Source organism: Paraplanobispora takensis, from assembly GCF_016863195.1.
GTDB classification, from domain to species: domain Bacteria; phylum Actinomycetota; class Actinomycetes; order Streptosporangiales; family Streptosporangiaceae; genus Planobispora; species Planobispora takensis.
The window spans coordinates 48,099-72,224 of record NZ_BOOK01000014.1; the positions used below are offsets into that span (position 1 = coordinate 48,099).

At 73.7% G+C, this 24,126-nt stretch carries 26 protein-coding genes; 10 read left to right on the forward strand and 16 right to left on the reverse strand.

The window, feature by feature from the left end; all coding sequences use genetic code 11:
- Positions 1-7: 7 nt before the first annotated feature.
- The 7 genes from Pta02_RS10510 (at position 8) to Pta02_RS10540 (ending at position 8,439) form a co-directional block, all read left to right on the forward strand.
- Positions 8-1,468 carry an ABC transporter substrate-binding protein gene (locus Pta02_RS10510; protein ID WP_239130075.1) on the forward strand — a complete coding sequence of 487 codons (1,461 nt, stop codon included), beginning with the start codon at positions 8-10 and terminating at the stop codon, positions 1,466-1,468.
- Complete coding sequence (locus tag Pta02_RS10515; protein WP_203874548.1) at positions 1,468-2,487, forward strand: ABC transporter permease; 1,020 nt, start codon at positions 1,468-1,470, stop codon at positions 2,485-2,487. The genes Pta02_RS10510 and Pta02_RS10515 overlap by 1 nt, the downstream gene beginning before the upstream one ends.
- Complete coding sequence (locus Pta02_RS10520; protein WP_203874549.1) at positions 2,484-3,287, forward strand: ABC transporter ATP-binding protein; 804 nt, start codon at positions 2,484-2,486, stop codon at positions 3,285-3,287. Before Pta02_RS10515 ends, Pta02_RS10520 begins: the two co-directional genes overlap by 4 nt.
- The gene (locus tag Pta02_RS10525; protein WP_203874550.1) at positions 3,287-5,944 is read left to right on the forward strand and encodes a fumarate reductase/succinate dehydrogenase flavoprotein subunit; all 2,658 of its coding nucleotides are present in this window, start codon (positions 3,287-3,289) and stop codon (positions 5,942-5,944) included. The genes Pta02_RS10520 and Pta02_RS10525 overlap by 1 nt, the downstream gene beginning before the upstream one ends.
- Before the next feature lie 109 nt (positions 5,945-6,053).
- Positions 6,054-7,133 (forward strand): hypothetical protein, encoded by a 1,080-nt coding sequence (locus Pta02_RS10530; RefSeq protein WP_203874551.1) that lies wholly within the window; start codon positions 6,054-6,056, stop codon positions 7,131-7,133.
- A gap of 104 nt (positions 7,134-7,237) precedes the next feature.
- Entirely contained in the window at positions 7,238-7,762 is a 525-nt protein-coding gene (locus tag Pta02_RS10535) for an RNA polymerase sigma factor (RefSeq protein WP_275423570.1), read from the forward strand.
- Entirely contained in the window at positions 7,759-8,439 is a 681-nt protein-coding gene (locus Pta02_RS10540; protein WP_203874553.1) for a hypothetical protein, read from the forward strand. The genes Pta02_RS10535 and Pta02_RS10540 overlap by 4 nt, the downstream gene beginning before the upstream one ends.
- Before the next feature lie 76 nt (positions 8,440-8,515).
- Here the strand turns inward: Pta02_RS10540 and Pta02_RS10545 are convergent, their stop codons facing one another.
- The 5 genes from Pta02_RS10545 to Pta02_RS10565 are packed head-to-tail and all read right to left on the reverse strand — an operon-like array spanning position 8,516 to position 12,757.
- Complete coding sequence (locus Pta02_RS10545; RefSeq protein ID WP_203874554.1) at positions 8,516-9,325, reverse strand: SAM-dependent methyltransferase; 810 nt, start codon at positions 9,323-9,325, stop codon at positions 8,516-8,518.
- Positions 9,326-9,372: 47 nt separating this feature from the next.
- Positions 9,373-9,732, reverse strand: a complete 360-nt coding sequence (locus Pta02_RS10550) for a hypothetical protein (protein WP_203874555.1) — start codon at positions 9,730-9,732, stop codon at positions 9,373-9,375.
- Positions 9,729-10,592: a DODA-type extradiol aromatic ring-opening family dioxygenase gene (locus tag Pta02_RS10555; RefSeq protein WP_203874556.1), complete on the reverse strand. Its 864-nt coding sequence runs from the start codon at positions 10,590-10,592 to the stop codon at positions 9,729-9,731. The genes Pta02_RS10550 and Pta02_RS10555 overlap by 4 nt, the downstream gene beginning before the upstream one ends.
- Positions 10,585-11,508, reverse strand: coding sequence for a citryl-CoA lyase (locus Pta02_RS10560; protein WP_203874557.1), 924 nt, complete (start codon positions 11,506-11,508; stop codon positions 10,585-10,587). Before Pta02_RS10560 ends, Pta02_RS10555 begins: the two co-directional genes overlap by 8 nt.
- Complete coding sequence (locus Pta02_RS10565; RefSeq protein ID WP_203874558.1) at positions 11,501-12,757, reverse strand: CaiB/BaiF CoA transferase family protein; 1,257 nt, start codon at positions 12,755-12,757, stop codon at positions 11,501-11,503. Before Pta02_RS10565 ends, Pta02_RS10560 begins: the two co-directional genes overlap by 8 nt.
- A 198-nt stretch (positions 12,758-12,955) precedes the next feature.
- Between Pta02_RS10565 and Pta02_RS10570 the strand changes: the two genes are divergently transcribed.
- Positions 12,956-14,398 carry an amidohydrolase family protein gene (locus tag Pta02_RS10570; protein ID WP_203874559.1) on the forward strand — a complete coding sequence of 481 codons (1,443 nt, stop codon included), beginning with the start codon at positions 12,956-12,958 and terminating at the stop codon, positions 14,396-14,398.
- Between the two features lie 141 nt (positions 14,399-14,539).
- Positions 14,540-15,340: an IclR family transcriptional regulator domain-containing protein gene (locus Pta02_RS10575; RefSeq protein ID WP_203874560.1), complete on the forward strand. Its 801-nt coding sequence runs from the start codon at positions 14,540-14,542 to the stop codon at positions 15,338-15,340.
- 43 nt (positions 15,341-15,383) lie between these two features.
- Here Pta02_RS10575 and Pta02_RS10580 read toward each other — a convergent pair whose 3' ends face one another.
- On the reverse strand, positions 15,384-16,001 hold the full coding sequence (locus Pta02_RS10580) for a TetR/AcrR family transcriptional regulator (RefSeq protein WP_203874561.1): 618 nt from the start codon (positions 15,999-16,001) through the stop codon (positions 15,384-15,386).
- 87 nt (positions 16,002-16,088) lie between these two features.
- Here Pta02_RS10580 and Pta02_RS10585 point away from each other — a divergent pair, with 87 nt between their 5' ends.
- Complete coding sequence (locus Pta02_RS10585; protein WP_203874562.1) at positions 16,089-16,862, forward strand: glucose 1-dehydrogenase; 774 nt, start codon at positions 16,089-16,091, stop codon at positions 16,860-16,862.
- 92 nt (positions 16,863-16,954) lie between these two features.
- Here the strand turns inward: Pta02_RS10585 and hypB are convergent, their stop codons facing one another.
- Genes hypB through Pta02_RS10635 form a run of 10 tightly spaced genes read right to left on the reverse strand, consistent with a single transcriptional unit; the run spans position 16,955 to position 24,120 of the window.
- The gene (gene hypB / locus Pta02_RS10590; RefSeq protein ID WP_239130254.1) at positions 16,955-17,599 is read right to left on the reverse strand and encodes a hydrogenase nickel incorporation protein HypB; all 645 of its coding nucleotides are present in this window, start codon (positions 17,597-17,599) and stop codon (positions 16,955-16,957) included.
- Entirely contained in the window at positions 17,521-18,192 is a 672-nt protein-coding gene (gene hypA, locus Pta02_RS41130; RefSeq protein ID WP_239130085.1) for a hydrogenase maturation nickel metallochaperone HypA, read from the reverse strand. Before hypA ends, hypB begins: the two co-directional genes overlap by 79 nt.
- Positions 18,192-19,262 carry a hydrogenase expression/formation protein HypE gene (gene hypE, locus Pta02_RS10600; protein WP_275423571.1) on the reverse strand — a complete coding sequence of 357 codons (1,071 nt, stop codon included), beginning with the start codon at positions 19,260-19,262 and terminating at the stop codon, positions 18,192-18,194. The genes hypA and hypE overlap by 1 nt, the downstream gene beginning before the upstream one ends.
- Positions 19,259-20,386, reverse strand: coding sequence for a hydrogenase formation protein HypD (hypD, locus tag Pta02_RS10605; protein ID WP_203874563.1), 1,128 nt, complete (start codon positions 20,384-20,386; stop codon positions 19,259-19,261). Before hypD ends, hypE begins: the two co-directional genes overlap by 4 nt.
- A 9-nt stretch (positions 20,387-20,395) precedes the next feature.
- Entirely contained in the window at positions 20,396-20,668 is a 273-nt protein-coding gene (locus Pta02_RS10610; protein WP_203874564.1) for a HypC/HybG/HupF family hydrogenase formation chaperone, read from the reverse strand.
- Positions 20,641-21,162: a hydrogenase maturation protease gene (locus tag Pta02_RS10615; protein WP_203874565.1), complete on the reverse strand. Its 522-nt coding sequence runs from the start codon at positions 21,160-21,162 to the stop codon at positions 20,641-20,643. The genes Pta02_RS10610 and Pta02_RS10615 overlap by 28 nt, the downstream gene beginning before the upstream one ends.
- Positions 21,159-22,637 carry a hypothetical protein gene (locus Pta02_RS10620; protein WP_203874566.1) on the reverse strand — a complete coding sequence of 493 codons (1,479 nt, stop codon included), beginning with the start codon at positions 22,635-22,637 and terminating at the stop codon, positions 21,159-21,161. The genes Pta02_RS10615 and Pta02_RS10620 overlap by 4 nt, the downstream gene beginning before the upstream one ends.
- Before the next feature lie 54 nt (positions 22,638-22,691).
- Positions 22,692-23,318, reverse strand: a complete 627-nt coding sequence (locus tag Pta02_RS10625) for a D-sedoheptulose-7-phosphate isomerase (RefSeq protein ID WP_203874567.1) — start codon at positions 23,316-23,318, stop codon at positions 22,692-22,694.
- Positions 23,315-23,536, reverse strand: a complete 222-nt coding sequence (locus Pta02_RS10630; RefSeq protein ID WP_203874568.1) for a HypC/HybG/HupF family hydrogenase formation chaperone — start codon at positions 23,534-23,536, stop codon at positions 23,315-23,317. Before Pta02_RS10630 ends, Pta02_RS10625 begins: the two co-directional genes overlap by 4 nt.
- Positions 23,533-24,120: a D-sedoheptulose-7-phosphate isomerase gene (locus Pta02_RS10635; protein ID WP_203874569.1), complete on the reverse strand. Its 588-nt coding sequence runs from the start codon at positions 24,118-24,120 to the stop codon at positions 23,533-23,535. The genes Pta02_RS10630 and Pta02_RS10635 overlap by 4 nt, the downstream gene beginning before the upstream one ends.
- Positions 24,121-24,126: the final 6 nt, after the last annotated feature.

Here is a 24,126-nt window from a genome sequence, read left to right on the forward strand (position 1 = left end):
TGCTGCGATGAAGGATCCCGCGAAGATGAACCCCCTGCGCGCCGCGGCCGCGGCCGCCCTGCTGCTGGCCGTCGCCGGCTGTTCGGTCGCCGGAGCCGCGGGCGGCGGCGACGGCGGTGACGACACCGGCAAGACCAGGGTCGTCATCGGCTACCAGTCGAAGACCATCAACACCGTGACCGCCGGGACGCTGCTGCGCTCGCTCGGCTATCTGGAGAAGCGGCTCGGCGACGAGTACGCCGTCGAGTGGCAGGACCACGACACCGGCGCGCCGATCACCGCCAAGATGGTGGCCGGGAAGGTCGACATCGGCTCGATGGGCGACTACCCGCTGCTGATCAACGCCTCCCGCACCCAGGGCATCGAGGCGGCCCGCACCGAACTGGTCGCCATCACCGGATACAACCTGCGCGGCGCGCTCAACATGGTCGTCGTCGCCAAGGACTCCGAGGCCGCGACCCTGGCCGACCTCAAGGGCGGGAAGATCTCCGCCAGCGTCGGCTCCGCCGGGCACGGCACCCTGGTCCAGGCGCTGGAGAAGGCCGGGATCGACCCGGTGAACGGCGTCGAGACCGTCAACCAGCAGCCGCCGGTCGGCGCCTCCGCGCTGGAGGCCGGCACCGTACAGGGCTACGCCCAGTTCGTCGCCTGGCCCGGCCTGCTGGTCTTCCAGGACAAGGCCCGGCTGCTCTACGACGGCGCCGCCTTGGACGTGCCGACCTTCCACGGGACCGTGCTGCGCGCCGCGTACGCCAAGGAGCACCCCGAGGTCGTCGAGGCGTTCCTCAAGGCGCAGATCGACGCCACCCGCTATCTGCACGAGCACCCGCTGGAGGCGGCCGAGTCGGTCGCGAAGGAGACCGGGCTCCCGGCCGAGGTCGTCTACCTCTACAACGGCCCCGGCGGCATCTCCACCTTCGACGTCACCCTCAAGCCGCAGCTCAAGGCGGCCCACGAGCACGACGTGCCCTACCTCAAGCGCATCGGCGACGGCTTCTCCGGGGTCGACCTGTCCCGTTTCGTCAACGACTCCTACCTGCGCAAGGCGTACGGCGCGGCCTACGACGCCGACACCGCCTCCACCGCCAACCCCGCCGCGATCACCGGCGACGACCCCGTCTGCGGGATCCCGGTGAAGGACCCCGCCACCGCCTCCGAGCTCTGGCTCGCCGGTGAGAAGACCACCCGCCCCGCGGCGACCCCCGCCTGCCTGCTGCGCGGGGTCGCGAAGGCGCAGGCGGACGGGGCGGCGGAGGTCCGCGCCGCCTACGTGCCCGACGCCGCCACCGGCACCCGCTGGTTCGCCGACCGGGCGTTCTGGGTCGAGGACCCCGGGGCGGAGGAGGACGCCCGCCTCCTGCCCTTCACCACCCAGGACGGGGCCGAGGCCTATCTCGACGCCCACTCCGGCGCCAAGGCCATCTCCTACGACGACGCCCTGAAGGCCGCCGCGAAGGGCGACGCGTGATGGCCGGTCCCCGGACGGCCCCCCACTCCCCGTCGCCCGGCCCCGGCACGGACCCGGCCACGGTCTCGGACGCGGTCTCGGACGCGGAGAACGCGCCCGCCACGGGCCCGGGGACCGCGGACGCGGACTCGAAGAACGCGATCGGGAGCACGGGGCCCACGGCCCCCGTCTCCGGAGGTCCGGGCGCTCCCGACGGTACGGCCGGCGGTCTGACCGCTTCCCGGGGTGCGGCCGGCGGGCAGGCCGTGCTGCGCTGGGGGATCCGGGCGGCCTCCCTGCCGGCCGCGGCCGGGCTCTGGCAGGTGCTCACCGCCGCCGACGCCCGCCTCTGGCTGCGCTTCGACCGCCTGCCCACGCTCGGTGAGATCGCCGAGCGGTTCGGCGCGCAGCTGACCACCTCGCTCTACTATCTCGACCTGCTGCAGAGCCTCATCCGCATCCTCACCGGCTTCGGCCTCGCCGCGGTCGCCGGGATCGCCACGGGCATCCTGGTCGCCCGCTCCCGGCGCGCCGGCGACGTGCTGCTGCCGCTGCTGGAGGCGGTCCGGCCGATCCCCGCCATCGCCCTGGTGCCGATCGCGATCCTGCTCTTCCCCACCGACGAGCAGGGCATCGTCTTCATCACCTTCACCGCCGCCTTCTTCCCCGTCACGGTCAGCACGCGGCACGCCGTACGCGCCCTGCCGACGATCTGGGAGGAGGCGGTCAGGACCCTCGGCGGGACCCGCCGCCACGTGCTGTGGAACGTCGTGCTGCCCGGCATCCTGCCGGGCGTGTTCGGCGGGCTCTCGGTCGGCATGGGCGTGGCGTGGATCTGCGTGATCTCCGCCGAGATGATCTCCGGCGAGTTCGGGGTCGGCTACCGGACCTGGCACGCCTACACGGTCGTCGACTACCCGGGGGTGATCGTCGGAATGATCACCATCGGCGTCCTCGGCTGGCTGACCTCGGCCGCCATCGAACTGATCGGGCGGCGGGCCACCGGCTGGCTGCCCCGCGCGGAAGGGAGCAGGCGATGACGTCGGTCGCGGAGAGCGCCGCCGGACGGACGGGGGCGGGCGGCACTGTGGTGGACGGCGCCCGCCGCGAGGACATCGTGGGCGGGGCGGGCGGCGCGGGCCTGGCCTTCCGGCTGGAACGGGCGGGCCTGGGCTACGGCCGGGACGCGGTGCTGCGGGAGGTCGAGCTGGAGGTGGCGCCGGGCGAGGTCCTGGTCGTCGTGGGCGCCTCCGGCTCCGGCAAGTCCACGCTGCTGCGCGCCCTGGCCGGGCTGCTCCCTCCGAGCGAGGGCCGGATCCTCGCCGGAGGGCGGGAGGTCACCGGCCCCTCGGCGGACCGCGCGATGGTCTTCCAGGACGACGGGCTGCTGCCGTGGCGCTCGGTCCGGCGCAACGTCGAGCTGCCGCTGCGCATCCGCGGCGTGGCCCGCAGCGAGCGCGGGCGGGCCGCGCAGGAGTGGATCGAGAAGGTCGGGCTGGCCGGGTTCGCCCGGCACCTGCCCCGCGAGCTGTCAGGCGGCATGCGCCAGCGCGTGCAGCTGGCCCGCGCCCTGGTCGGCGCCCCGCGCGCGGTGCTGATGGACGAGCCGTTCGGCGCGCTGGACGCCCAGACCCGCGCGGAGATGCAGCGCCTGCTGCTGGAGGTGCTGCGCGAGACCTCCGCGACGGTCGTGTTCGTCACCCACGACGTGGAGGAGGCGCTGCTGCTGGCCGACCGCGTCGCGGTGCTGGGCCGCACCGGCGTGCGGGCCGTCCTGGACGTGCCGGTCGGCGACGAGGCCCGTACGAACCTGCGTGAACGCATCCTGGAGGAGTTGTGATGGAGATCCCGCCGATCGAGGACCGCCTCGAGCTGGAGTGCGAGGTGCTCGTCGTCGGCGGCGGGACCGCCGGCACGATGGCCGCGATCACCGCGGCCGAGCGCGGCGCCCGGGTGCTGCTGATGGAGAAGGCCCACGTACGGCACAGCGGGGCCCTGGCCATGGGCATGGACGGGGTCAACAACGCCGTCATCCCCGGCAAGGCCGTCCCCGAGGACTACGTCGCCGAGATCACCCGCGCCAACGACGGCATCGTCAACCAGAAGACGATCTACCAGACCGCGACCCGCGGCCACGACATGGTCCGCAGGCTCGAAGGCTACGGGGTCAAGTTCGAGAAGGACGAGTACGGCGAGTACGCCGTGCGCCGCGTGCACCGCTCCGGCAGCTACGTGCTGCCCATGCCCGAGGGCAAGGACGTCAAGAAGGTCCTGTACCGGGTGCTGCGCCGCCGCGACATCAGGGACAGGGTCCGCATCGAGAACCGGGTCATGCCGGTCCGGGTCCTGACCGAGGGCGGCCGGGCGGTGGGCGCGGCCGGGTTCGACACGCGCAGCGGGCAGTTCGTCACCGTGCGGGCCGGATCGGTCATCCTGGCCACCGGCGCCTGCGGGCGGCTCGGCCTGCCGGCCAGCGGCTATCTCTACGGCACCTACGAGAACCCGGCCAACGCCGGTGACGGCTACGCGATGGCCTACCACGCCGGGGCCGAGCTCAGCGGCATCGAGTGCTTCCAGATCAACCCGCTGATCAAGGACTACAACGGCCCGGCCTGCGCCTACGTCGCCAACCCGTTCGGCGGCTACCAGGTCAACAACCGGGGAGAGCGCTTCGTCGACTCCGACTACTGGTCGGGCCAGATGATGGCCGAGGTCGCCTCCGAGATCGCCTCCGCCCGCGGCCCCATCTATCTCAAGCTCTCCCACCTGCCCGAGGAGACCGTCAGCGCGGTGGAGACCATCCTGCACTCCACCGAGCGGCCCACCCGCGGCACCTTCCACGCCGGGCGCGGCCACGACTACCGCACCCACGACGTGGAGATGCACATCTCCGAGATCGGCCTGTGCGGCGGCCACTCGGCCTCCGGCGTGTGGGTGGACGAGAACGGCGCCACGACCGTCCCGGGCCTGTACGCCGCCGGGGACCTGGCGTGCGTCCCGCACAACTACATGATCGGGGCGTTCGTCTTCGGCGACCTCGCCGGGGCTCACGCCGCCGCGCACCACGCCGTCCCGCAGACGCTCCCCGAGGACCAGGTCGCCGCCGCCCACGAGCTCGTCTACCGCCCGCTGCGCAACCCCGGCGGGCCGCCGCAGCCGCAGGTGGAGTACAAGCTGCGCCGCTTCGTCAACGACTACGTCGCCCCGCCCAAGACCGGCGCCAAGCTGGAGATCGCGCTGGAGTCCTTCGAGCGCATGCGCGAGGAGATCGCCGCGATGGGCGCGCGCACCCCGCACGAGCTGATGCGCTGCGCGGAGGTGGACTTCATCCGCGACTGCGCGGAGATGGCCGCCCGCTCCTCGCTGGTGCGGACCGAGAGCCGCTGGGGGCTGTACCACGCGCGGGCCGACCTGCCCGCCCGCGACGACGCCTCCTGGCTGTTCCACCTGAACCTGCGCAGGCGGCCCGACGGCGCGATGGAGTTCCTCAAGCGCCCGGTCGAGCCGTACCTGGTGCCCGTGGAGGAGTTCCGCCCGGTCCCGGCCGAGCCCGTGGTCGTCGGCGCCCACGCGAGCACCGCGGTGCGCCGGGCCGCCGGGACCCGTACCGGCCGGGCCGCCGTCGGGCACTCGCCGCGCATCCTGGAACTGCACCGGCTGGCGGAGGAGCAGCCGTCCCTGGAGCGGCTGGCCCCCTACCTGGCCGACACCGACCCCAAGGTGCGCCGGGCGGCGATCGCGGCGCTGACCGAGACCGCGCCGGAGGGCGTGGGCGAGGCGCTGGCCGCCGCGCTGGCCGACGACCACGGGACGGTACGGCGGGCCGCGGCGAGCGGCCTGCGCGAGCTGGTCGAGGTGCTGCCCGCCACCCCCGGGCTCGGCGCCGCCCTCACCGCGCGGGCGGAGAGCTCCGACGCCGCGGTCCGCGGCACCGTGCTGGACGTCCTGCGCGCGCTGCGCCTGGGCACGCGGGAGATCTTCGCCGAAGGGACGCGCGACCCCGACCACCGGGTGCGCATCGAGGCGATCAGTGGCCTGGTCTCCCTCGACGAGTCCGGCCCGGTGGCCGCCGCGGCGGGCGACCCCTCCCGCGAGGTCCGCGTCCGGGTGGCCAGGGGGCTGGGCACGATCGGCAAGCCCGCCGAGGTGCTGGCCGAGCTCGCCGGCGACGCGGACCCGCTGGTCAGGGCGGCGGCCCTGGAGGCCTCCGGCGCCACCGGCTCCCCTCTGCGGGAGCAGGCCGTACGGGCCCTGCGGGATCCCGAGTGGCAGGTGCGGACCGGCGCGGCCCGGTGCCTGGGGGCGTGCGACCCGCAGGACGCGGCCGGCCCGCTGGCCGGGGCGCTGGCCGACGGCAACCTCGACGTCCGCAAGGCGGCCGTGCTCTCCCTGGCCCCGTGGGCGGCCCGCCCCGAGGCGGCCGCGGCGCTGCGCGGCGCCCTGGCCGACACCGACGCCGACGTCCGCGCCTACGCGCGCAGGGCCCTGGCGGAGTGAGCCCCGCCCGCCGAGGCCCGCGTTCCGGGGCCGGGGCGGGCGGGAAACCTGTTGTGCCGGGTGGCCGGGGGCGTTTTGGATGGAGGGCGTGTCGGCGTCCGGTGATCCCGTGTTCCGCGGTGCGGCGCGGGCGGACGCCTCCGGCCGGGCTCCGGCGGCGGACCCTCCCGCCGTCCTGGAGATCGCCTGCGACGAGTCCGGATCGGAGGGCGAGAAGCTCGTCGGCGGCAACACCGACGTGTTCACCCACGCCAGCGTGTCGCTGGACGTCGACGACGCCGCGGGCTGCATGCGGGAGATCCGGCGCAGGGCGCCCTCCCCGGCGCTGGAGTACAAGGCGAACATCCTGCTGCGGGACAAGCACCGGTCCGCCCTGGTGTGGCTGCTCGGGCCGTCGGGGCCGCTGCGGGACAGGACCCACGTCCACCTGATCGACAAGGCGTTCTTCGCCGTCGGCAGGCTCGCCGGGCTGCTGACCGGGAGCGCCGTACGGCCGGCGGGGGCGGGTCCCCGCCCCGGGCGGCGGAGCGGGGAGGCCGAGGCCGTGGCCCGCGCGCTGTACCGCGAGGGGCCGGGCGTCTTCGGGCCCGGAGGCTGGCCGGTCCTGCTGGAGTCCTTCAACGATCTGGTGCGCGCCAGGGATCCCCGGGAGGCGGCGGAGCACGCCGAGGCGTTCTCCCGCGTCGTCGAGACCGCACGCGTCGACGGCGCACGGGGCCGGGCCGGTGAGATCGTGGAGCTGCTGTGGGAGGCCCGGTCGCGGGCGGGCTCCTTCCGGGCCCTGCTGTCCGCCGGCCCCGCTACGGCCCCGGCCCTGGACCCCCTGATCCCGGCCATCGTGCGGACCGTCGCGCACTGGGGCGCGGGCGGAAGGCCCGTCTCGATCGTCCACGACATGCAGACCACGCTGACCGCGGAGCGCATCGCCCAGCTCAGGGAGATGCCCTTCGTGGGCGGCCTGACCGGCCTGCGGCTCGTCGACTCCCGGTCGGACCCGCGCGTCCAGGTCGCCGACGTCCTGGCCGGGGCCGCGCGGAAGATCGCCTCGGAAGAGCTCAACGGCCGGGGCGACGCCGAGCTCACCGCGCTGCTGCGGCCGTACGTGGACGCCTCCTCGACCTGGGGCGACGAGCGCAGCTGGTCCCTGCTCGGCCCCGTCGCGGACCCGGCGGCCCGGCCCCGTCCCTGATCGGCCCGCCGGGGCGCGGAAACGCCCGGCCCGGCCGCGACCAAGCAGAGGTGTAAGGGCGAACGACGAAGGGAGCGGGGCCGGTGCGCCTCAATGAAGACCCTGTGGCCTTTGAGGCCTTCTATCGCCGTCACATCGATGCGGTCATGCGGTTCGTCGTACGCCGGGTGAGCGATCCTCACCTGGCGGCCGACCTGACCGCGGACGTCTTCCTGGCGGTCCTGGACTCGGCGCACACCTACCGCCCCGGCCGGGGCAGCGAGGTGGCGTGGCTGTACGGCATAGCGCGCAACGTCGTGTCGGCCCAGCGCCGCAGGGCGGCCCGGGACGCGCGGCTGGCCGGGCGCGTCGCGGGCCGGCGGATGATGGACGACGACGATCTCGGCCGGATGGAGGAACGGATCGACGCCGAGCGGCGGATGCGCGAGGCCTTGCGCGCGATGGCGGACCTGCCCGACGGCGAGCGGGCCGTACTGGAGCTCGTGGCTATCGACCAGCTCACCGTCACCCAGGCCGCCGAGGCCCTGGGCATCCGGCAGGTGACCGCCCGGGTCCGCCTGCACCGGGCCAGACGCGCCCTTCAGGGCGTCGTTTCGCCGACCGTACGGCAGATGGAGGGATCGGCATGAGCAACTTCGAAGAGCGCCTGCTCGGCGCGCTCAAGCAGGACATGGCCGCCCGGGGGCCGGCCGGGCGGGAGACGGCCGTGACGCGGGCGCGCCGCGGCCCGGACCGCCGCCTGCTGGGGCTGGCCGCCGGAGTGACGGGGGTCGCGGCGGCCGCCACGGTGGTCTTCACTCTGATCGGCGGGGCCGGCAGCCCGGCCTTCGCGGTGGACGAGCGCCCGGACGGGTCGGTCGAGGTGCGGATCGACGAGTTCCGCGACCCCGGGGAGCTGGAGGCCGCGCTCGCCGGCAAGGGGATCACCGCCGTGGTGGACTATCTGCCGCAGGGGCAGATCTGCCGGGAACCGCGTGGTGAGCGCGGCGGGACGGAGCGGCAGGGAGAGCCGATGCAGGCCGAGATCACCGGAGGCGGGGGGATCACGTTCCGGATCGGCAAGGGGCATGTCGGAGCCGGTGAGACGCTGGTACTGGCGGTCTCCTTCGACCGGGAGCATTCGGATCAGGCGCCGTTCGCGATGTCGCTGGGGATCGTCCGGGGAGCCGTCGCCCCGTGCGAGGCGGTGCCGATGCCCGAGCCCACGGGGGTCAGGCCCACCGGCCCCGAGCCCACCGGCCCGGTCACCCACGAGCGGTCCGGCGGCGGCGGTGACGACGGCCCCGGCCTGGACAGCGGCGGCTGAGCCTGATCCCCGATCGGACCTCGGCGGCTGACGGCGCCGGGGTCCCCGGAGGGCCGGAGTCTCGGTGGCCGGGGCCTCAGGGTTTGCGGGCGAGCCCGGCGACGACCCAGGACTTCTGCGCCAGCCGGTCGGGCACCGGGGCCGGGGGCCGCCACTGGCGGACGTAGACGAAGCCGGGCTCCACCAGCTCCAGCCCGTCGAAGAAGCGCAGTGCCCCCTCGCGGGTGCGGGGGCCGCCGCCGGGCTTGTCGAGGGCCTTGCGGTAGATGTCGGCGATCCGCTCGGCGATGTCGGGGCGGGTGTCGAAGACGGCGTGGGTCAGGCCGAGATAGCTGCCGGACGGCAGCCGCTCGCACAGTCGCGCCACGCTCTCGAAGGGTCCGTCCTCGTCGGGGATGTACTGCAGGGTTCCGAAGATCAGGGCGGCGACGGGCCGGTCGAGGTCGATCAGTTCGCGCAGGCCGGGGTCGTCGATCAGCTCGTCGGGGTGGAGGATGTCTCCCTCCACCGCCGCCGTCCGGTCGTCGACGGCCAGGAAGGTCCGGGCGTGGTTGAGCGCGACGGGGTCGTCGGCGACGTACACCACGCGGCTCTCGGGAGCCAGGGACCGGGCGATCTCGTGGACGTTGCGCTGGGTGGGCATCCACGAGCCCACGTGGACGAACTGCCGGACGCCCTGCTCGACGAGATGGCGCACGACGTTCTCCCGGAAGGCCTGGACGTGCCTGCCCATGGCCTTGGCCTCCGGCGCGAGCGCCAGGACCTTCTCCGCGGCCGCCCGGTCGGCGGCGAAGTTGTCCTTGCCGCCCAGGAAGTAGTCGTTCATCCGGGCGATGTTGGGAGTGCCGGCCGACAGACCCGCCGGCCGTTGAGACGCCTCGCTCATCCGTCTCCTCCTCGTTCCCGCGGGGGTTACGAGGACGGTAGCAGTGTTCACGTGGATATGTCGGGATAGGGGAGAGTCATGTGGGAAAGCCTGCGGGCGTATTCCAGCTGGAAGCCCAGCGGTTCGTGGTCGCGCTCGAACATGGCGATGAACAGCGTCAAGGTGAGGAACGGGTGCGCGCCGAGCCGGAAGAGCCCGGGATAGTCGTGCTCGCGCAGGGCCCGGCGTTCGGCGTCGTCGAACCGCAGCCAGCTGGAGGACTCGCCCCGGTGGCAGCCGAGGATGCGGTTGGCGTACTCGGCCTCCCACATCTCCACCGTGGCCGCCGGGTCCTCGCGATAGCGCTCCACCAGCTCGGGGTCGCGGTCGACGGTGAACAGGAACTTGTTCAGCAGATACTTGCTCACGGCCGCCCTCCGCGGGGATACCAGGTGAAGTAGGCCTCCATGGTGTGGAACAGGTCGTAGGTGTCGACGTAGTCGGCCTTCCTGCCCTCGCCCGCCACGCCCATCATCAGCATGAAGTCCATGAAGCCGTGGGTGGCGTTGCCCGGCAGGTGCAGGCTGTCGAGGGTGACCTCGGCCAGGCAGCCCTCGAGGTCGCCCGAGGCGATCCACTCCACGGCCCTGCGGTCGAACTCCGGATCCGGCCCGGTCGGCCCGAACTGGCGCGGCCCGCCGAGCTCCAGCGACAGGTGCCCGGTGCCGATGATCGCCACCCGGCTCTCGTCCGGCCAGTCCTCGACGATCCGGCGGATGGCCCGCCCCAGCTGCACGAACCGCTCGGGCCGCGGCAGGGGAGGGGCGAAGATGTTGGTGTAGACGGGCACGATCGGCAGGTCGTTCTGCGGGCGCAGAGTGATGATCGGGCAGGTGATGGAGTGGTCGATCCGCAGCTCGTTGGAGAAGGCCAGGTCGAACCCCGCGTCCAGCCCCTCCCGCAGCAGGTGCGCCGACAGCTCCTCGTGCCCGGTGAACAGCATCCTCGGCAGGCCGAACTCGCGCTCCTCGTTGTAGAAGTTCGCGTCGTAGAAGGGCGCCTTGCCGATGAGGAACTGCGGCATGTTGTCCAGCCACAGCTGGTGGAAGTGGTCGGAGCCGACCATGACCAGCACGTCCGGGCGCGCCTCCGTCAGCGTCCGCCGGAACGCCTCCACCTTGCGCACCCACTCGTCGGCGAACGGAGGCCGGTCGTCGCCGGTGGCGGTGCTGGCGCGGAGGTAGAAGGGATGGTGGGTGGACGCGATCACCGCGACGACGTCAGCCATGCGGGCCTCCGGGGGTGTACGGCTCGGGCGCGACGGACCGGGTGCCCCGGTCGACCGACAGGAAGATCTCGCCCGCCACCGGACGGCGCAGCTCCTCGGCGAGCTGGCCGATCAGCCCGGCGGTCCGGGCGAGCAGGGCGAATCCGCGCAGCAGCTCCAGCGGCAGGCCCAGGTCGGCAAGCGCCGCGCCGCAGGTGCCCGCCCCGTTCAACGGCAGCGTCCTGCCCAGCACCCGGGGGTGGACGCGGCCGATCGCGGCCAGCAGCGACAGGTGCGGGCCGAACAGGTCCTCCTCGGCGGCGATCCGCATCAGCCGGGGGGTGCGCGGGTCGCCGTCCTTGTGCAGGTGGTGGCCCAGACCGGGGACGAGCCCGCCCTCCTTGCGCCGGGCGAGCACGGTCTCCAGGGCCAGGGCGTCCCATCCGGCCTCGTCCGCCGGCGGCGTGCCGTACCGTCCGAGGGCCTCGTGCAGGAAGCGGCCGCAGTCCTCGGTGACGCCCAGGAAGCGGGACCCGCCGCCGAGCAGCCCGGCCGCCAGCGCGCCCTGGACCGAGTCGGGCGCCGACAGGTAGGTCAGCCGGGTCACGATCGCGGTCGGCGTGAACCCGTGGTCGGCCAGCGCGGCGAGCACGGCCTCGAACACCCGCACCTCCCCCGGGGAGGGCCGCCGCTGGGCCGCGAGCCGGAAGGCCAGCTCGCCGAACCCGACCGTGCCCATCACCTCCTCGGCCAGGTCGCACCCGAGCAGGGTGATCGAGGTCGGCGAGGACGCCCCGAGCGCGGTGGGGTAGGCGGGGTACTCCGGCCGGGCGGGGCGCCCCGGTGTGCCGGACGGGTCCGGGGTGCCCGGGGCGTCCGGCCGCTCAGGCCCGGCCCGGGAGTCACGCGCGTGCGGGGGGTCCGGCTGTTCAGGCATGGCCGTCCTCTCCTGCGCCGTCCTCTCCTGCGCCGTCCTCTCCTGCGCCGTCCTCCTTCTCCGCGCCGCCTCCTTTGCCGGGACCGGCAAGCCAGGCGCGCAGCTCCGGGCCGTGCTCGTCGAGCTCCGGCGGGGGCAGCGCGTAGGCGGCCGGGGTCTCGGAGAAGCGGATCGGGTGGCGCGTGGTCGGCGTCGCGCGCCCGCCCTCGCCGACCTCGACGATCGGGTCGAGCCCGAAGCGCTCGGCCATCGCGAACCCGCCGTCGATGGTGTTGATCGGCCCGCTCGGCACCCCGGCCTCCACCAGCAGCTCGAACCACTCGACCGCGCCGCGCCGGGCCAGCCGCTCGACGAGGACGGGGCGCAGCTGCGCGCGGTTCTCGGTGCGGTCGGCGTTGTGGGCGAAGCGCGGGTCGTCGGCGACCTCGGGGACGCCCAGGACCTCGCAGAGCCTGCGGAACTGCCCGTCGTTGGCGGCGGTGACGATGAGGTCGTCGTCGGCGGTGGGCAGCGGCTCGTAGGGGAACACGCTCGGGTGCGCGTTGCCCATCCGGTACGGCACGACGCCCCCGGCCACGTACGCCGAGCTCTGGTTGACCAGCCCGCTCAGCGCCGACGACAGCAGGTCGACCTCCACGTGCTGCCCCCGGCCGGTGGCCTCGCGGTACCGGAGCGCGGCCAGGACGCCGATGACGGCGTGGTTGCCCGCCATCACGTCGAAGACCGAGATCCCGGCCCGGTACGGCGGGCCGCCCGGATCGCCGGTCAGGCTCATCAGTCCGGAGACGGCCTGCACCATCAGGTCGTAGCCGGGGACGCGCCGGCCGGCACCCGAGCCGAACCCGCTGATGGAGGCGTACACGATGCCGGGGTTGGCGGCGTGCACCGAGGCGAAGTCGAGGCCGTACCGGTGCAGCCCGCCCGGCTTGAAGTTCTCCACCAGCACGTCGGCGCGGCGGGCCAGCTCCCGCGCCGCCGCACCGCCGGTCTCGTCCCGCAGGTCCAGTGCGACGGACCGCTTGCCGCGGTTGACCCCGAGGTAGTAGGTCGAGACGCCGTCGCGCGCCGGGGGCGTCCAGGCCCGGGTGTCGTCCCCGCCCGGCGCCTCGACCTTGACGACGTCGGCTCCCATGTCCGCCAGGAGCATCGTGGCGTACGGCCCCGCCAGGACCCGGGAGAAGTCGGCCACCAGCAGGCCGGACAGCGGCCCGCTCCGGGCCCCTCCCTCCGCGACGGCGTCGTCTGTCATCCGGCCCACCTTCGTGTCCGTATCACGGACAATCGTCCGTATCCGCGAGTCTGAGAGCACCTGCCTTACGCGTCAAGGGTCTTGACAGCGGGCTGGCGGCTATTCAGAGTGACGGCGAATAGAGCTGACCGTCAGACGGACGATCGTTCGCAAAACCGGCCTGCGCCGCCCGTCGAGGACACGGTGAGGAGCCCGACCATGAACGATCGGATCACGTTCGAGAACGGACGGCCCGTGGTGTTCCGCGGCGGCACGGTCCTGCCGATGGACGGCCGGCGGGTGCTCGCCGACACCGACGTCCTCGTCGCCGGCGACCGCGTCGCCGCCGTCGGCCCCTGCCTGCAGGCGCCGCAGGACGCCGCCGAGATCGACGCTACCGGCGGGATCGTCATGCCCGGGATGATCGACACCCACCGGCACATGTGGCAGACCGCCATGCGCGGCTACGGCGCGGACTGGACCCTGACCCAGTACTTCGTCTGGTACTACCTGGAGTACGGCAAGCTGTTCCGGCCCGAGGACGTGCACGCGGGCAACACGCTCGCCGCGATCGAGGCCCTCGACGCCGGGGTGACCACCGTCGTCGACTGGTCGCACGGCCTGCAGACCGTCGACCACGCAGACGCCGCCGCCGACGCGCTGCAGGCGGTGCCCGGCCGGTACGTGCTCGCCTACGGCAACCTCCAGCAGGCGCCCGCCGCGTGGGCGACCACGCCGGAGTTCCGCGACTTCGTGCGCCGCCGGATCACCGGCGACGACATGTTCGGCTTCCAGATGGCCTTCGACGTTCTGGGCGACCCGGCCTTCCCCGAGAGGCCCGCCTTCGAGGTCGCCCGCGAGCTCGGCGTCGCGGTCACCACCCACGCCGGCGTGTGGGGGGCCACCGGCGACGACGGCATCCGGCTCATGCACGAGCACGGCTTCATGACTCCGCAGACGGTGTACGTGCACGCGGCCACGCTGTCGGCCGACTCCTACCACCGCATCGCCGCCACCGGCGGGTCGGTCTCGGTCGCCACCGAGAGCGAGCAGAGCGCCGGGCAGGGCTACCCGCCCACCTGGGCCATCCGTGTGCACGGCATCCCGGTGTCGCTGTCGATGGACACCGGCGTCTGGTGGAGCGGCGACCTGTTCTCGGCCATGCGGGCCACGCTCGGCGCCGACCGCTCCCGCGAGCACATGGAGGCGCACGCCAAGGGCGACACCGTCACGCACTGCGGCCTGCGAGCCGACCAGGTCGTCGAGTGGGCGACCCGTGGCGGCGCCCGCGCGCTCGGCCGTGACGACCTGGGCCGCGTCGAGGCCGGCGGGAAGGCCGACCTCGTGCTCATCAAGAACGACAGCTCGCCCGTCTCGTTCCCGCTGCTCAACCCCTTCGGCCACGTCGCCTTCCAGGCCCAGCGCGCAGACGTGCACACCGTCGTCGTCGACGGCCGGGTGGTCAAGCACGGGCACCGCCTGCTCGGTGTCGACCTGGCCGCCGCCCGCCGCCAGGTGGAGCGCACGGTCGAGCACCTGCGCGGGGCCATGGGGGAGGAGGCCTGGCTCAAGGGCATGAACCCCGACATCCCCGAGACGAAGATCCTCGACAACCCGTACACCTACACCGACTACCGCAGCACCTCGACGCACCGGCGGTGAGCGGGGCCCGGCACGGCATGAGGCCGCCGTCCGGGGAGCCGCCGTCCGGGCAGTCGCCGTCCGGGCAGTCGCAGCGGGCGGGAGGATCCCCGGGGCACCCCTTAGAGTGGATCAGTCCGTTCGAGCGAGCGAGGGGCGTCCATGGCGCGTGCTGACACCGGCCCCGACTTCATCGAGGCCCTGGCCCGCGGCCTCGACGTCATCAGGGCCTTCCGGCCCGGACGCCCGGTCATGTCCCTGACCGAGGTGGCGACGGCCACGGGACTGGCCCGGCCGACGGCGCGCCGCATCCTGCTGACCCTGCGGGAGCTGGGATACGCCAGGACCGAGCAGGGCGGTTTCGCCCTCACCCCGCGCGTGCTGGAGCTGGGCGTGTCCTACGTGCGCTCGATGGGGCTGTGGGAGGTGGCCAGGCCGCACCTGGAGCGCCTGGTGGCGCAGACGCACGAGTCGTCGTCGATCGCCCAGCTGGACGGGTCGGACATCGTCTACGTGGCCCGCGTGGCCGTACCCAAGATCGTCACTCTGTCGGTGCAGATCGGCACGCGCTTCCCCGCGCTGCAGACCTCTCTCGGCAAGGTGCTGCTGGCCGCCCTGTCCCCGGCGGAGGCGGAGCGGGTCCTCGCCGAGCCGAGCCGGTCGGGCGTGGAGCCGCGCTGGCGGCCGTCGGCCGAGGAGCGCGAGGCGGCGCTGCGCACGGTGCGGGCCAGGGGCTGGGCGCTCACCGACGAGCAGCTCGCCCTGGGCATCCGGTCCGTGGCCGCCCCGCTGCGCGACGGCCTGGGCAACGTGATCGCGGCCGTCAACGTCAACGCGCACGCCGCGGAGACCTCCGTCGAGAAGCTGACCGAGGACTATCTGCCGCTGCTGCTGAAGACCGCCGGAGCGATCAGCGCCGACTGGGCGCTGTACGAGACGGTCCCGCAGGTCACGGCCTCCTGACCTCCCCGCTCGCCCGCCGATCGGCGAGGGGCCGGTATGACGCTCAGGTCCCGGTGCGGGGCCAGGCGGCCAGGGCCAGTTCGGCCGTCTCGGTGAGCTCCGCCGCCGTGGCGCCGTCGCGGGCCCGCTGGGACATGCCCTGGATGACCGCGGCGAAGTAGGCGGCCAGGGCGCGGGGGTCGGCGGTGGCGGGAAGCTCGCCTTCGCGCCGCGCGGTCTCCAGGCGCGCCTCGAAGGCGGCCAGGTTCGCGTTGCGCAGGTCGCGCAGGAACGCCGCGACCCCGGCGTCCTGGACGGTGACGTTGGTGGCGGCGCTGATGGTCAGGCAGCCGGGCGGATGGCCGGGGCCGGGATAGAAGGCCGCCGCCTCGCGCAGGATGCGGCCGAACGCCTCGCGGGCGGTGGGCTCCTCCCGCAGGGCGGCGCCGGCGAACGCGCCGGCGGGGGAGCGGCCGTAGGCGTGGACCACCTCTTCGAACAGGGACTTCTTGTCTCCGAACGCCGCGTACAGGCTGCCGGGCTTGATGCCCATGACCCGGGTCAGCTCGCCGACGGACGTGGCCTCGTAGCCGTGCTCCCAGAACAGCCGGGTGGCGGCCTCCAGGGCCGTCGCACGGTCGAACGCCGGCGGGCGCCCTCGTTTCGCCCCTGTCCCACTCATGCCCCCGATTCTAGAGCGATCCCTCAAAAAAGTGTGTTACGTTTCTTATTGAGTGATCGCTCAAGAAATAAGGGATGGAGACCAGTCATGGCAGTGGGAACACTCGAGGGCAAGGTCGCGCTGGTGACCGGCGGCAGCAGAGGCATCGGCCGGGCCGTCGCGCAGCGGCTCGCCCGGGACGGCGCCGCCGTCGCCGTCGCCTACGCCCGCGACGAGGCGGCGGCGGCTGAGACCGTCGAGCGCGTCAGCAAGGACGGCGGCCGGGCCTTCGCGTTGCGCGCGGAGCTGGGGCGGCATGGGGACGCGGCCCGCCTGTGGGCCGCCTTCGACGCCGCGGCCGGGGAGCACGCGCCCGGCGGGAGGCTCGACATCATCGTCAACAACGCCGGGATCGGCCGCAGCGCGCCGCTGGCCTCGCTGTCCGAGGACGGCTTCGACGAGGTGTTCGCCGTGAACGTGCGCGCGCCGTTCTTCATCGTGCAGCAGGGGCTGAGCCGCCTGCGCGACGGGGGCCGGATCGTCAACATCTCCAGCGGCGCGGCCCGCCTGGCCATGCCGGAGATCATCGCGTACGGCGCGACCAAGGGGGCGCTGGACACCTTCACCCTCAACCTCGCCAAGGAGCTGGGTCCCCGGGGCATCACGGTGAACTCGGTGGCCCCCGGGATCATCGACACCGACGTCAACGCGGGCTGGCTGCGCGGCAACCCGCAGGCCGAGGCGCACGCGGCGTCCCTGGCCGCCCTCGGTCGGGTCGGGCGGCCCGAGGACGTGGCCGACGTGGTGGCCTTCCTCGCCTCCGACGACGCGCGCTGGGTGACCGGGCGGGTCGTCGACGCCACGGGCGGTTCCGGGTTGTGAGCCCTTCTCCCGGATGAGGGCGCCGTACGGCACCGCCTCCGTTCCGGTGGTCGGCGCCTCCGTCCCGGCCGGCGGCGCCGGGCCCGTCCCGGTCAGCGGTGGTGCGGCGGGTGGTGGGCACCGCTCTGGTGGCGCAGCCAGGCGTGCCAGGCCGCGACGCCGTCGCCGCGCGTCGCCGAGACCGGGATCACCGGGACCGCGGGGTTCACCCGGTGCAGGTGGTCGCGGAACAGCTCGTCGGGGAAGTCCACATACGGCAGCAGGTCGACCTTGTTGAGCACCACGGCGTCGGCGGTGCGGAACATGTGCGGGTACTTCAGCGGCTTGTCCGTGCCCTCGGTGACCGACATGATCACGACCCGGCGCGACTCGCCCAGGTCGAACAGCGCGGGGCACACCAGGTTCCCCACGTTCTCGACGAACACCACCGACCCCGGGGCCGGATCGAGCTCCCGCAGCGCGCCGGCGAGCATGGCGGCGTCGAGGTGGCAGCCGGCCCCGGTGTTCACCTGCACCGCCCGGCAGCCGGTCGCCCGGATCCGCTCGGCGTCGAAGGCGGTCTCCTGGTCGCCCTCCACCACCGACACCCCCGGCCCGCCGCCCATGTCGCGGATCGTCCGCTCCAGCAGGGTGGTCTTGCCCGACCCGGGGGAGCTCATCAGGTTGACCGCGAGGACGCCCCGCCCGGCCAGCCACGCCCGGTTGAGCTCGGCGAGGTCGTCGTTGCGGGCCAGGATCCGCTGCTCGACGGCGACGGTCCGGCCGCGACCGGGTCCCCGGTCGTTCCCGCGCCCGTGCCCCGGGTCGTACCCAGATCCGGGGGCGGGCCCGGGCCCGGGTCCGGGCCCGATCCCGTGTCCGGAGTCGGATCCGATCCCCTGGTCGTGGTCGTGGTCGTGGTCGTGGTCGTGGTCGTGTCCGGGGTCGCCGTACTCCGCGCAGCCGCAGGTGCCGCACATGCGCTCTCCACCTCCGCCGGTGCCTCCGCCGGTGCCTCCGCCGACACCTCCACCGACGTGATCAACATCTGCCTCCCGGACAGCACGGCCACGTCGGCCCCGCCGCACGCCGGGCACAGGACGATCGGGTCGCCGGTCTCGAACGCCGTGCCGCACCCGCGGCACCGGCAGCGGCCGGACGGTTCCCCGACCTCCAGTACGGCCCCCTCCAGCGCGGTCCCCTCGGCGACCAGGTCGAAGCAGAAGGCGATCGACTCCACCACCACCCCCGACAGCCGGCCGATCTCCAGGCGCACGCGGGTCACCGTCGCGCCGCCGGTCCGCTCGGCGACGGCCTCGACGACCGCCTGGGCGAGGGACAGCTCGTGCATCAGCAGATCCTCGGCAGCGGGTCGCCCACCAGCAGATCGCAGATCCGGGTCCCGCCGAACACGGTGTTCAGCAGCACCAGGCCCGGCGGGTCGTCCTTGACCCGGCCGATCAGCGCGGCCCGCTCGCCGAGGGGGTGGCCGCGCATGGCGGCGAGCGCGGCATCCGCCTCGGCGCCGTCCACGAAGACCACCATCCGCCCCTCGCACGCCACGTACAGCGGGTCGATGCCCAGCAGCTCCGAGGCCCCGCGCACCTCGGGCTCCACCGGCACCGCCCGCTCGTCGACGACCACCGCGACGCCGGCCGCCCCGGCCACCTCGTTGAGCACCGTGGCCACCCCGCCCCGGGTGGCGTCGCGCATCACGCGCACCCCCGGTGCGGCGGCCAGCAGCGCGGCCACCAGGCCGTGCAGCGGCGCGGTGTCGGAGACCAGGTCGGCCTCGATGTCGAGCTCGCCGCGGGCCAGCATGATCGTGATGCCGTGGGCGCCGACCGGGCCGGAGACCAGGACCGCGTCGCCGGGCCGCACGGTCGCGGCGCCCAGCCGGCCGGGACGGTCGATCACCCCCACCCCGGCGGTGTTGACGTAGCAGCCGTCGCCCTTGCCGCGCTGCACCACCTTGGTGTCCCCGGTGACCACCGACACCCCGGCCGCCTGCGCCGCCGCCCGCATCGAGTCCACGATCCGGGTCAGGTCGGCGATCGGGAAGCCCTCCTCCAGGATGAAGCCGGCCGTCAGGTACAGCGGCCTGGCCCCGGAGACCGCCAGGTCGTTCACCGTGCCGTTGACCGCCAGGTCGCCGATGTCCCCGCCGGGGAAGAACAGCGGCGAGACCACGAACGAGTCGGTGGTCAGCGCCAGCCGCGCCCCGTCCACGGACAGCGCGGCGGCGTCCTCCAGCGGTTCCAGCAGCGGGTTGCGGAACGCCTCCAGGAAGATCGCCTCGACCAGGGTGCGGGTGGCCTTCCCGCCCGAGCCGTGGGCGAGGGTGACGCGCTCCTCGCGCACCTTCGGGCGCCGCCGCCTGGCCCGCTCGATCCGGTCCAGGACCTGCTCCTCCGGGTTCACGTGACGCTCGCCTCCCGGACCCTGGTGCGGGTGAACCTGCCGAAGTTGTAGTAGGCGGCGCAGGCGCCCTCCGGCGAGACCATGCACGTGCCGATCGGCGTCTCCGGCGTGCAGGCCGTACCGAACACCTTGCACTCCCACGGTTTCAGCACACCCTTGAGCACCTCGCCGCACTGGCACGCCTTGGGGTCGGCCACCCGCACCCCCGGCGTCTCGAACAGCAGCTCGGCGTCGAAGGCGGCGTACCGCTGCCGCATCCGCAGCGCGGAGTGGGAGATGAACCCCAGCCCCCGCCACTCGAAGTACGGCCGCAGCTCCATCACCTCGCCGATCGCGCGCAGCGCGGTCGGGTTGCCGTCCCAGGGGACCACGCGCGCGTACTGGTTCTCCACCTCGGCGCGGCCCTCGCGCAGCTGCAGCAGCAGCATGTAGATCGACTGCAGGATGTCCAGCGGCTCGAACCCGGCCACCACCAGCGGCTTGCCGTAGTCGCGGGCGATGAACTCATACGGCCGGCAGCCGATGACCGTGGAGACGTGCCCGGGGCCGATGAACCCGTCCAGCCGCAGGTCGGGGGAGTCCAGGATGGCCTTGATCGCCGGGATGATCATGATGTGGTTGCAGAAGACGGAGAAGTTCTCCAGTCCCTCCTTGGCCGCCCGCAGCACGGTCATCGCGGTCGACGGCGCGGTCGTCTCGAACCCGATGGCCATGAACACCACCTGCCGGTCCGGGTTCTGCCGGGCGATCTTCAGGGAGTCCAGCGGCGAGTAGACCATCCGGATGCTGGTGCCCTCGGCGTTGGAGTCGAAGAAGTTCCCGCCGCTGCCCGGCACCCGCATCATGTCGCCGAAGGAGGTCATCAGCACCTCCGGCCGCCGGGCGATGTGGATCGCGTCGTCGATGCGGCCCATGGGGATGACGCACACCGGGCAGCCCGGGCCGTGGACAAGCGTGACGTTCTCGGGCAGGTAGTCCTCCAGTCCGTGCTTGTAGATCGTGTGGGTGTGCCCGCCGCACACCTCCATGAACTTGTACTCCCGTCCGGGCTCGCACAGAGCGGCGATCTTGGCCGACAGCGCCCTGGCCGTCTCGGCGTTCCGGAACTCGTCAACGAACCGCATACCGGCCTCCTAGATGATCCGGGACTCGCGCAGCGCCGCGATCTCGTCCTCGTAGGCCTTCCCGATGCCCTCCAGGAACTCCATCGCCGCCTTGGCCTCCGCTTCGTCGATCTTGGAGAGCGCGAAGCCGACGTGGATGAGCACCCAGTCGCCCGGCTCCACCCCCTCCTCGGCCAGCAGGCCGATGTTGATGGCGCGTTTGACCCCGCTCACGTCGACCCGGGCCAGATCGGGCCGGTCGGCCAGGATCTCGATCACCTCTCCCGGGATTCCCAGGCACATGTCCGCTCCCTTTCGATCAGGTCGACGACCGCCTCCATCGCGGTGCCGACGGCCCGCTCGACGGCGGGGCTCAGCCCCATCCGGTGTTCGAGCGTCGCGGGCTCGCAGCCCACCAGCAGCAACCGCCGGGGCGGCCGGCCGAGCATGCCCATCAGGGCCAGGACGGCGTCCGGCTGCATGCCGTGGGCGTCGAGACGGGTCGGGGCCCCGGCCTCCAGCTCGACGACCGAGACCGTGCCGGGCGGATCGCCCAGGCCGACCGCGTCAATCATGATCATCACGTCGTAGTCGCCGTCCACCGTGTCGTAGGCCAGGTGCATGCCGCGGATTCCGTAGTCCGCGACCCGCACCCCGGCCGGCAGCGCCAGGTCGGCCAGCCGGCGGACGACCTCCACCCCGAAGCCGTCGTCGCCGAGGAACACGTTGCCGACCCCGGCCACCAGGATCCGCGCGGCCGCGTTCCCCTCCGAGCCCGGGGGGACGGCGGCGGTCACAGCGGCTCCACCTCGTCCGGGGCGAAGTAGCGGAATCTTCCGTGGGCGGCGTAGGCGTCCTCCTCGCCGTCCCCGTCGAGCGCCACCGCCAGGTGCACGCCGCCGTCCACGTCGTGCAGCACGGCCGCCACGGTCGCCGTGCGCCCGGCCAGGAACATGTCCTGGGCGTCGGCCCGGCGTCCGGGGCGCAGCCGTACCGGCGAGCCCTTCGCCACCCTGACCCCGGCCACGACCACGGCGTCGGTCTCCGGGGACACCGAGGCGTCGGCGCCCGGATCCCACCACGGCACCGCCGGACGGCCGGTCGCCTCGGGCCACGACTCCCGCGGATCTCCCGTCGCCTCCGGCCACGACTCCCGCGGATCTCCCGTCGCCTCCGGCCACGACTCCCGCGGGTCTCCGGTCGTTCCCGGCCACGGCTCGCCCGGCTGCCCGTCCGGCTCCCGCGACCCGTCCGGCGGTTTCCGCGGCTGCCCGGTGACCGCGCGCAGGTCCCGCACCGCGCCGTGCAGGCGGGCCAGCGTCTCCGCGGGCAGGTGGTCCACCCGCTCGATCAGCTCGGCCGCGCGCGGGTCGGTGGCCCGGGCCTGCCGCTTCTCCTCCTCGGTGAGCGCCATCGTGCGCAGGGTGAGGATCTCGTCGATCTCGGTGCCGTCGAACAGCTCGCCCGGGCTCTCCTCGGCGACCGCCGGATAGTCGTAGAGGATGATCGGCGAGCAGAGCACGGTGTCGCGCCGGCCGGGTTCGCCGACCAGCACCGGCCACATGCCCTCGTTGCGGCACTCGCGCGCCCGCGCCGCGGCCCACTCCGGGGGGTCCAGCGAGGACAGGAAGCCGCCTGAGGTGATCGACAGCAGCACGTGCGCGGCGATCAGCGCGCTCTTCAGCGCCCCCGGCCTGCTGCCCGCGACCGCCTCGGGGGAGGCGTCCGCGGTGTTGGCCACGCACAGCCGCAGCCGCAGCCCGCCGTACGGGCCGGGCAGGGGGTCGGCGCGCAGCAGCAGCTCACCGCGGAGCGGCAGGCGGCGGCGGGCCAGCCGCGCCCCGCCGCCGCCCGGGATCGGCTCGACGTCCACGCCGCCGGGCACCTGGAAGGGCACCCGGTTGTCACCGGCGAGCAGGTCGGCCACCCGCAGCGCCGCGTCGACCTCCCGCTCGACCGCCTCCTCCCAGGTGGTGTACTCGGTGCCGGCCACCCGCAGCGAGGGCACCGCCGCACCCGCGCCGTCCTGGACGACCCTCTCCTGCAGGTGCAGGAACCGCAGCCGGACGTGGAGCACGGCCCCGGCCCGCGCCTCGGCGAGCAGCTCGGTCCGCGAGCGCGACGACTCCCCCCGGCAGCCGGGCGGCGCCAGCACGCCCCACTGCCAGCGCACCCTGTTCTTGGCGGCCGAGGCGCGGTACGGGTAGAGCAGGTAGCCCTCGTAGAGCACCGCGTCGGCGATCGCCCGCGCCCGCTCCGCTGCGCCGTTCATCTCGGGCCGTTCATCACGGCTCGCCCGTTTCGTGGCCGTTCATCGCGGGGCCGCTCATCTCGCGCGGTCCATGGTGAGCTCCCACAGAGCGTGGTACAGGGTGGTCTGCGCCTCCTGGATGCGGTGCACCGAGAGGGAGGGCACCGTGAACAGATAGTCGAGGGTGTCGATCTCGGCCATCCTGCCGCCGTCGTAGCCGGCCAGGCCCACCGTGAGCAGGCCGCGCCGGGCGGCCTCGTCGAAGGCCCGCAGCAGGTTCGCCGAGTTGCCGCTGGTCGACAGTCCCACCGCGATGTCCCGCGGACGGCCGAAGGCGGCGACCTGCCGGGAGAACACGACGTCGAAGCCGACGTCGTTGCTCAGCGCGGTGACGGACGCGATGTCGTTGGTCAGGCACAGCGCGCCCCGGCCCGAGCCGAGGAACAGCGACGCCAGGTCCTGGGCGTCGGTCGAGCTGCCGCCGTTGCCGAAGGCCAGCAGCCGCCCGCCGGCGGCGAACCGCTCGGCCATCCGGTCCGCGCACTCCAGCAGGCGCCGCCCCTCGCGCTCCAGGACGAGCGCGCGCAACTCGGCGGTCTCGCGCACCTTGGTCTCGGTGGACCGGCACACCTCCTCCAGCACATCCGTCGCCGTGCCGGAGTCGCCGGAGTACAGGAACGGGTAGAGGGAGTCCAGGCTCATGACGCAACGTCCCCTGATCGATGGAGTACGGCCAGCGCCTCGCGGGCGTGCACCAGGACGGTGTCGCCGACCCGGGCCTCGACCAGGGCGACGCTCACCTCCTCCCGGCCGCCGCCGGCGTCGACCAGGGCGAGGTCGTCGTCGAGCAACCGCACGACGACGACGGGGACCGCCGTGTCGGAGCAGGTGATGCAGGTCTCGCCGGAGCAGTCGCTCATCGCAGGGCTCCCGGGCGCTCGAGGAAGACGTGCACCAGCTCCCACAGCACGTGGTAGACGGTCACGTGGACCTCCTTGACCACGCGGGGGTCGTCGGAGGCGGCCAGCAGCAGGTGGTCGGCCGACCCCGAGGCGGCGATGGCGCCGCCGTCGCCGCCGGCCAGCGCGACGCGTAACAGGCCGACGTCGCCCGCCTGTTTCAGCCCGCGCAGGACGTTCTCGCACCGGCCGTCGGTGGAGATCGCGAGCGCGATGTCCACCGGCTCGGCCAGGTGGCGGATCTGGTGGGCGAAGGCGTCGGTCAGCCCGGTACCGGTGAGCGTGGCCACGTCGGAGGCCAGCGAGATCGCCGGCAGCGCGCGCTTGCCGACGATCACCGGGTGGACGAACTCGACCGCCACGTGCTGGGCGTCGGTGCTGGCCGTACCGCTGCCGAAGGCGAGCAGCTTGCCGCCGCGCTGGAAACGGGCGGCCATCGCCTGGCAGGCGCGGGCCACGTCGGCCGCCTGCCCGGCGAGGTCCTCCAGCGGTGCGGCCCGGCGCCGTGCCAGCTCGGTGACGGTGACGCGGTGCGATGGTGACATGAGTGT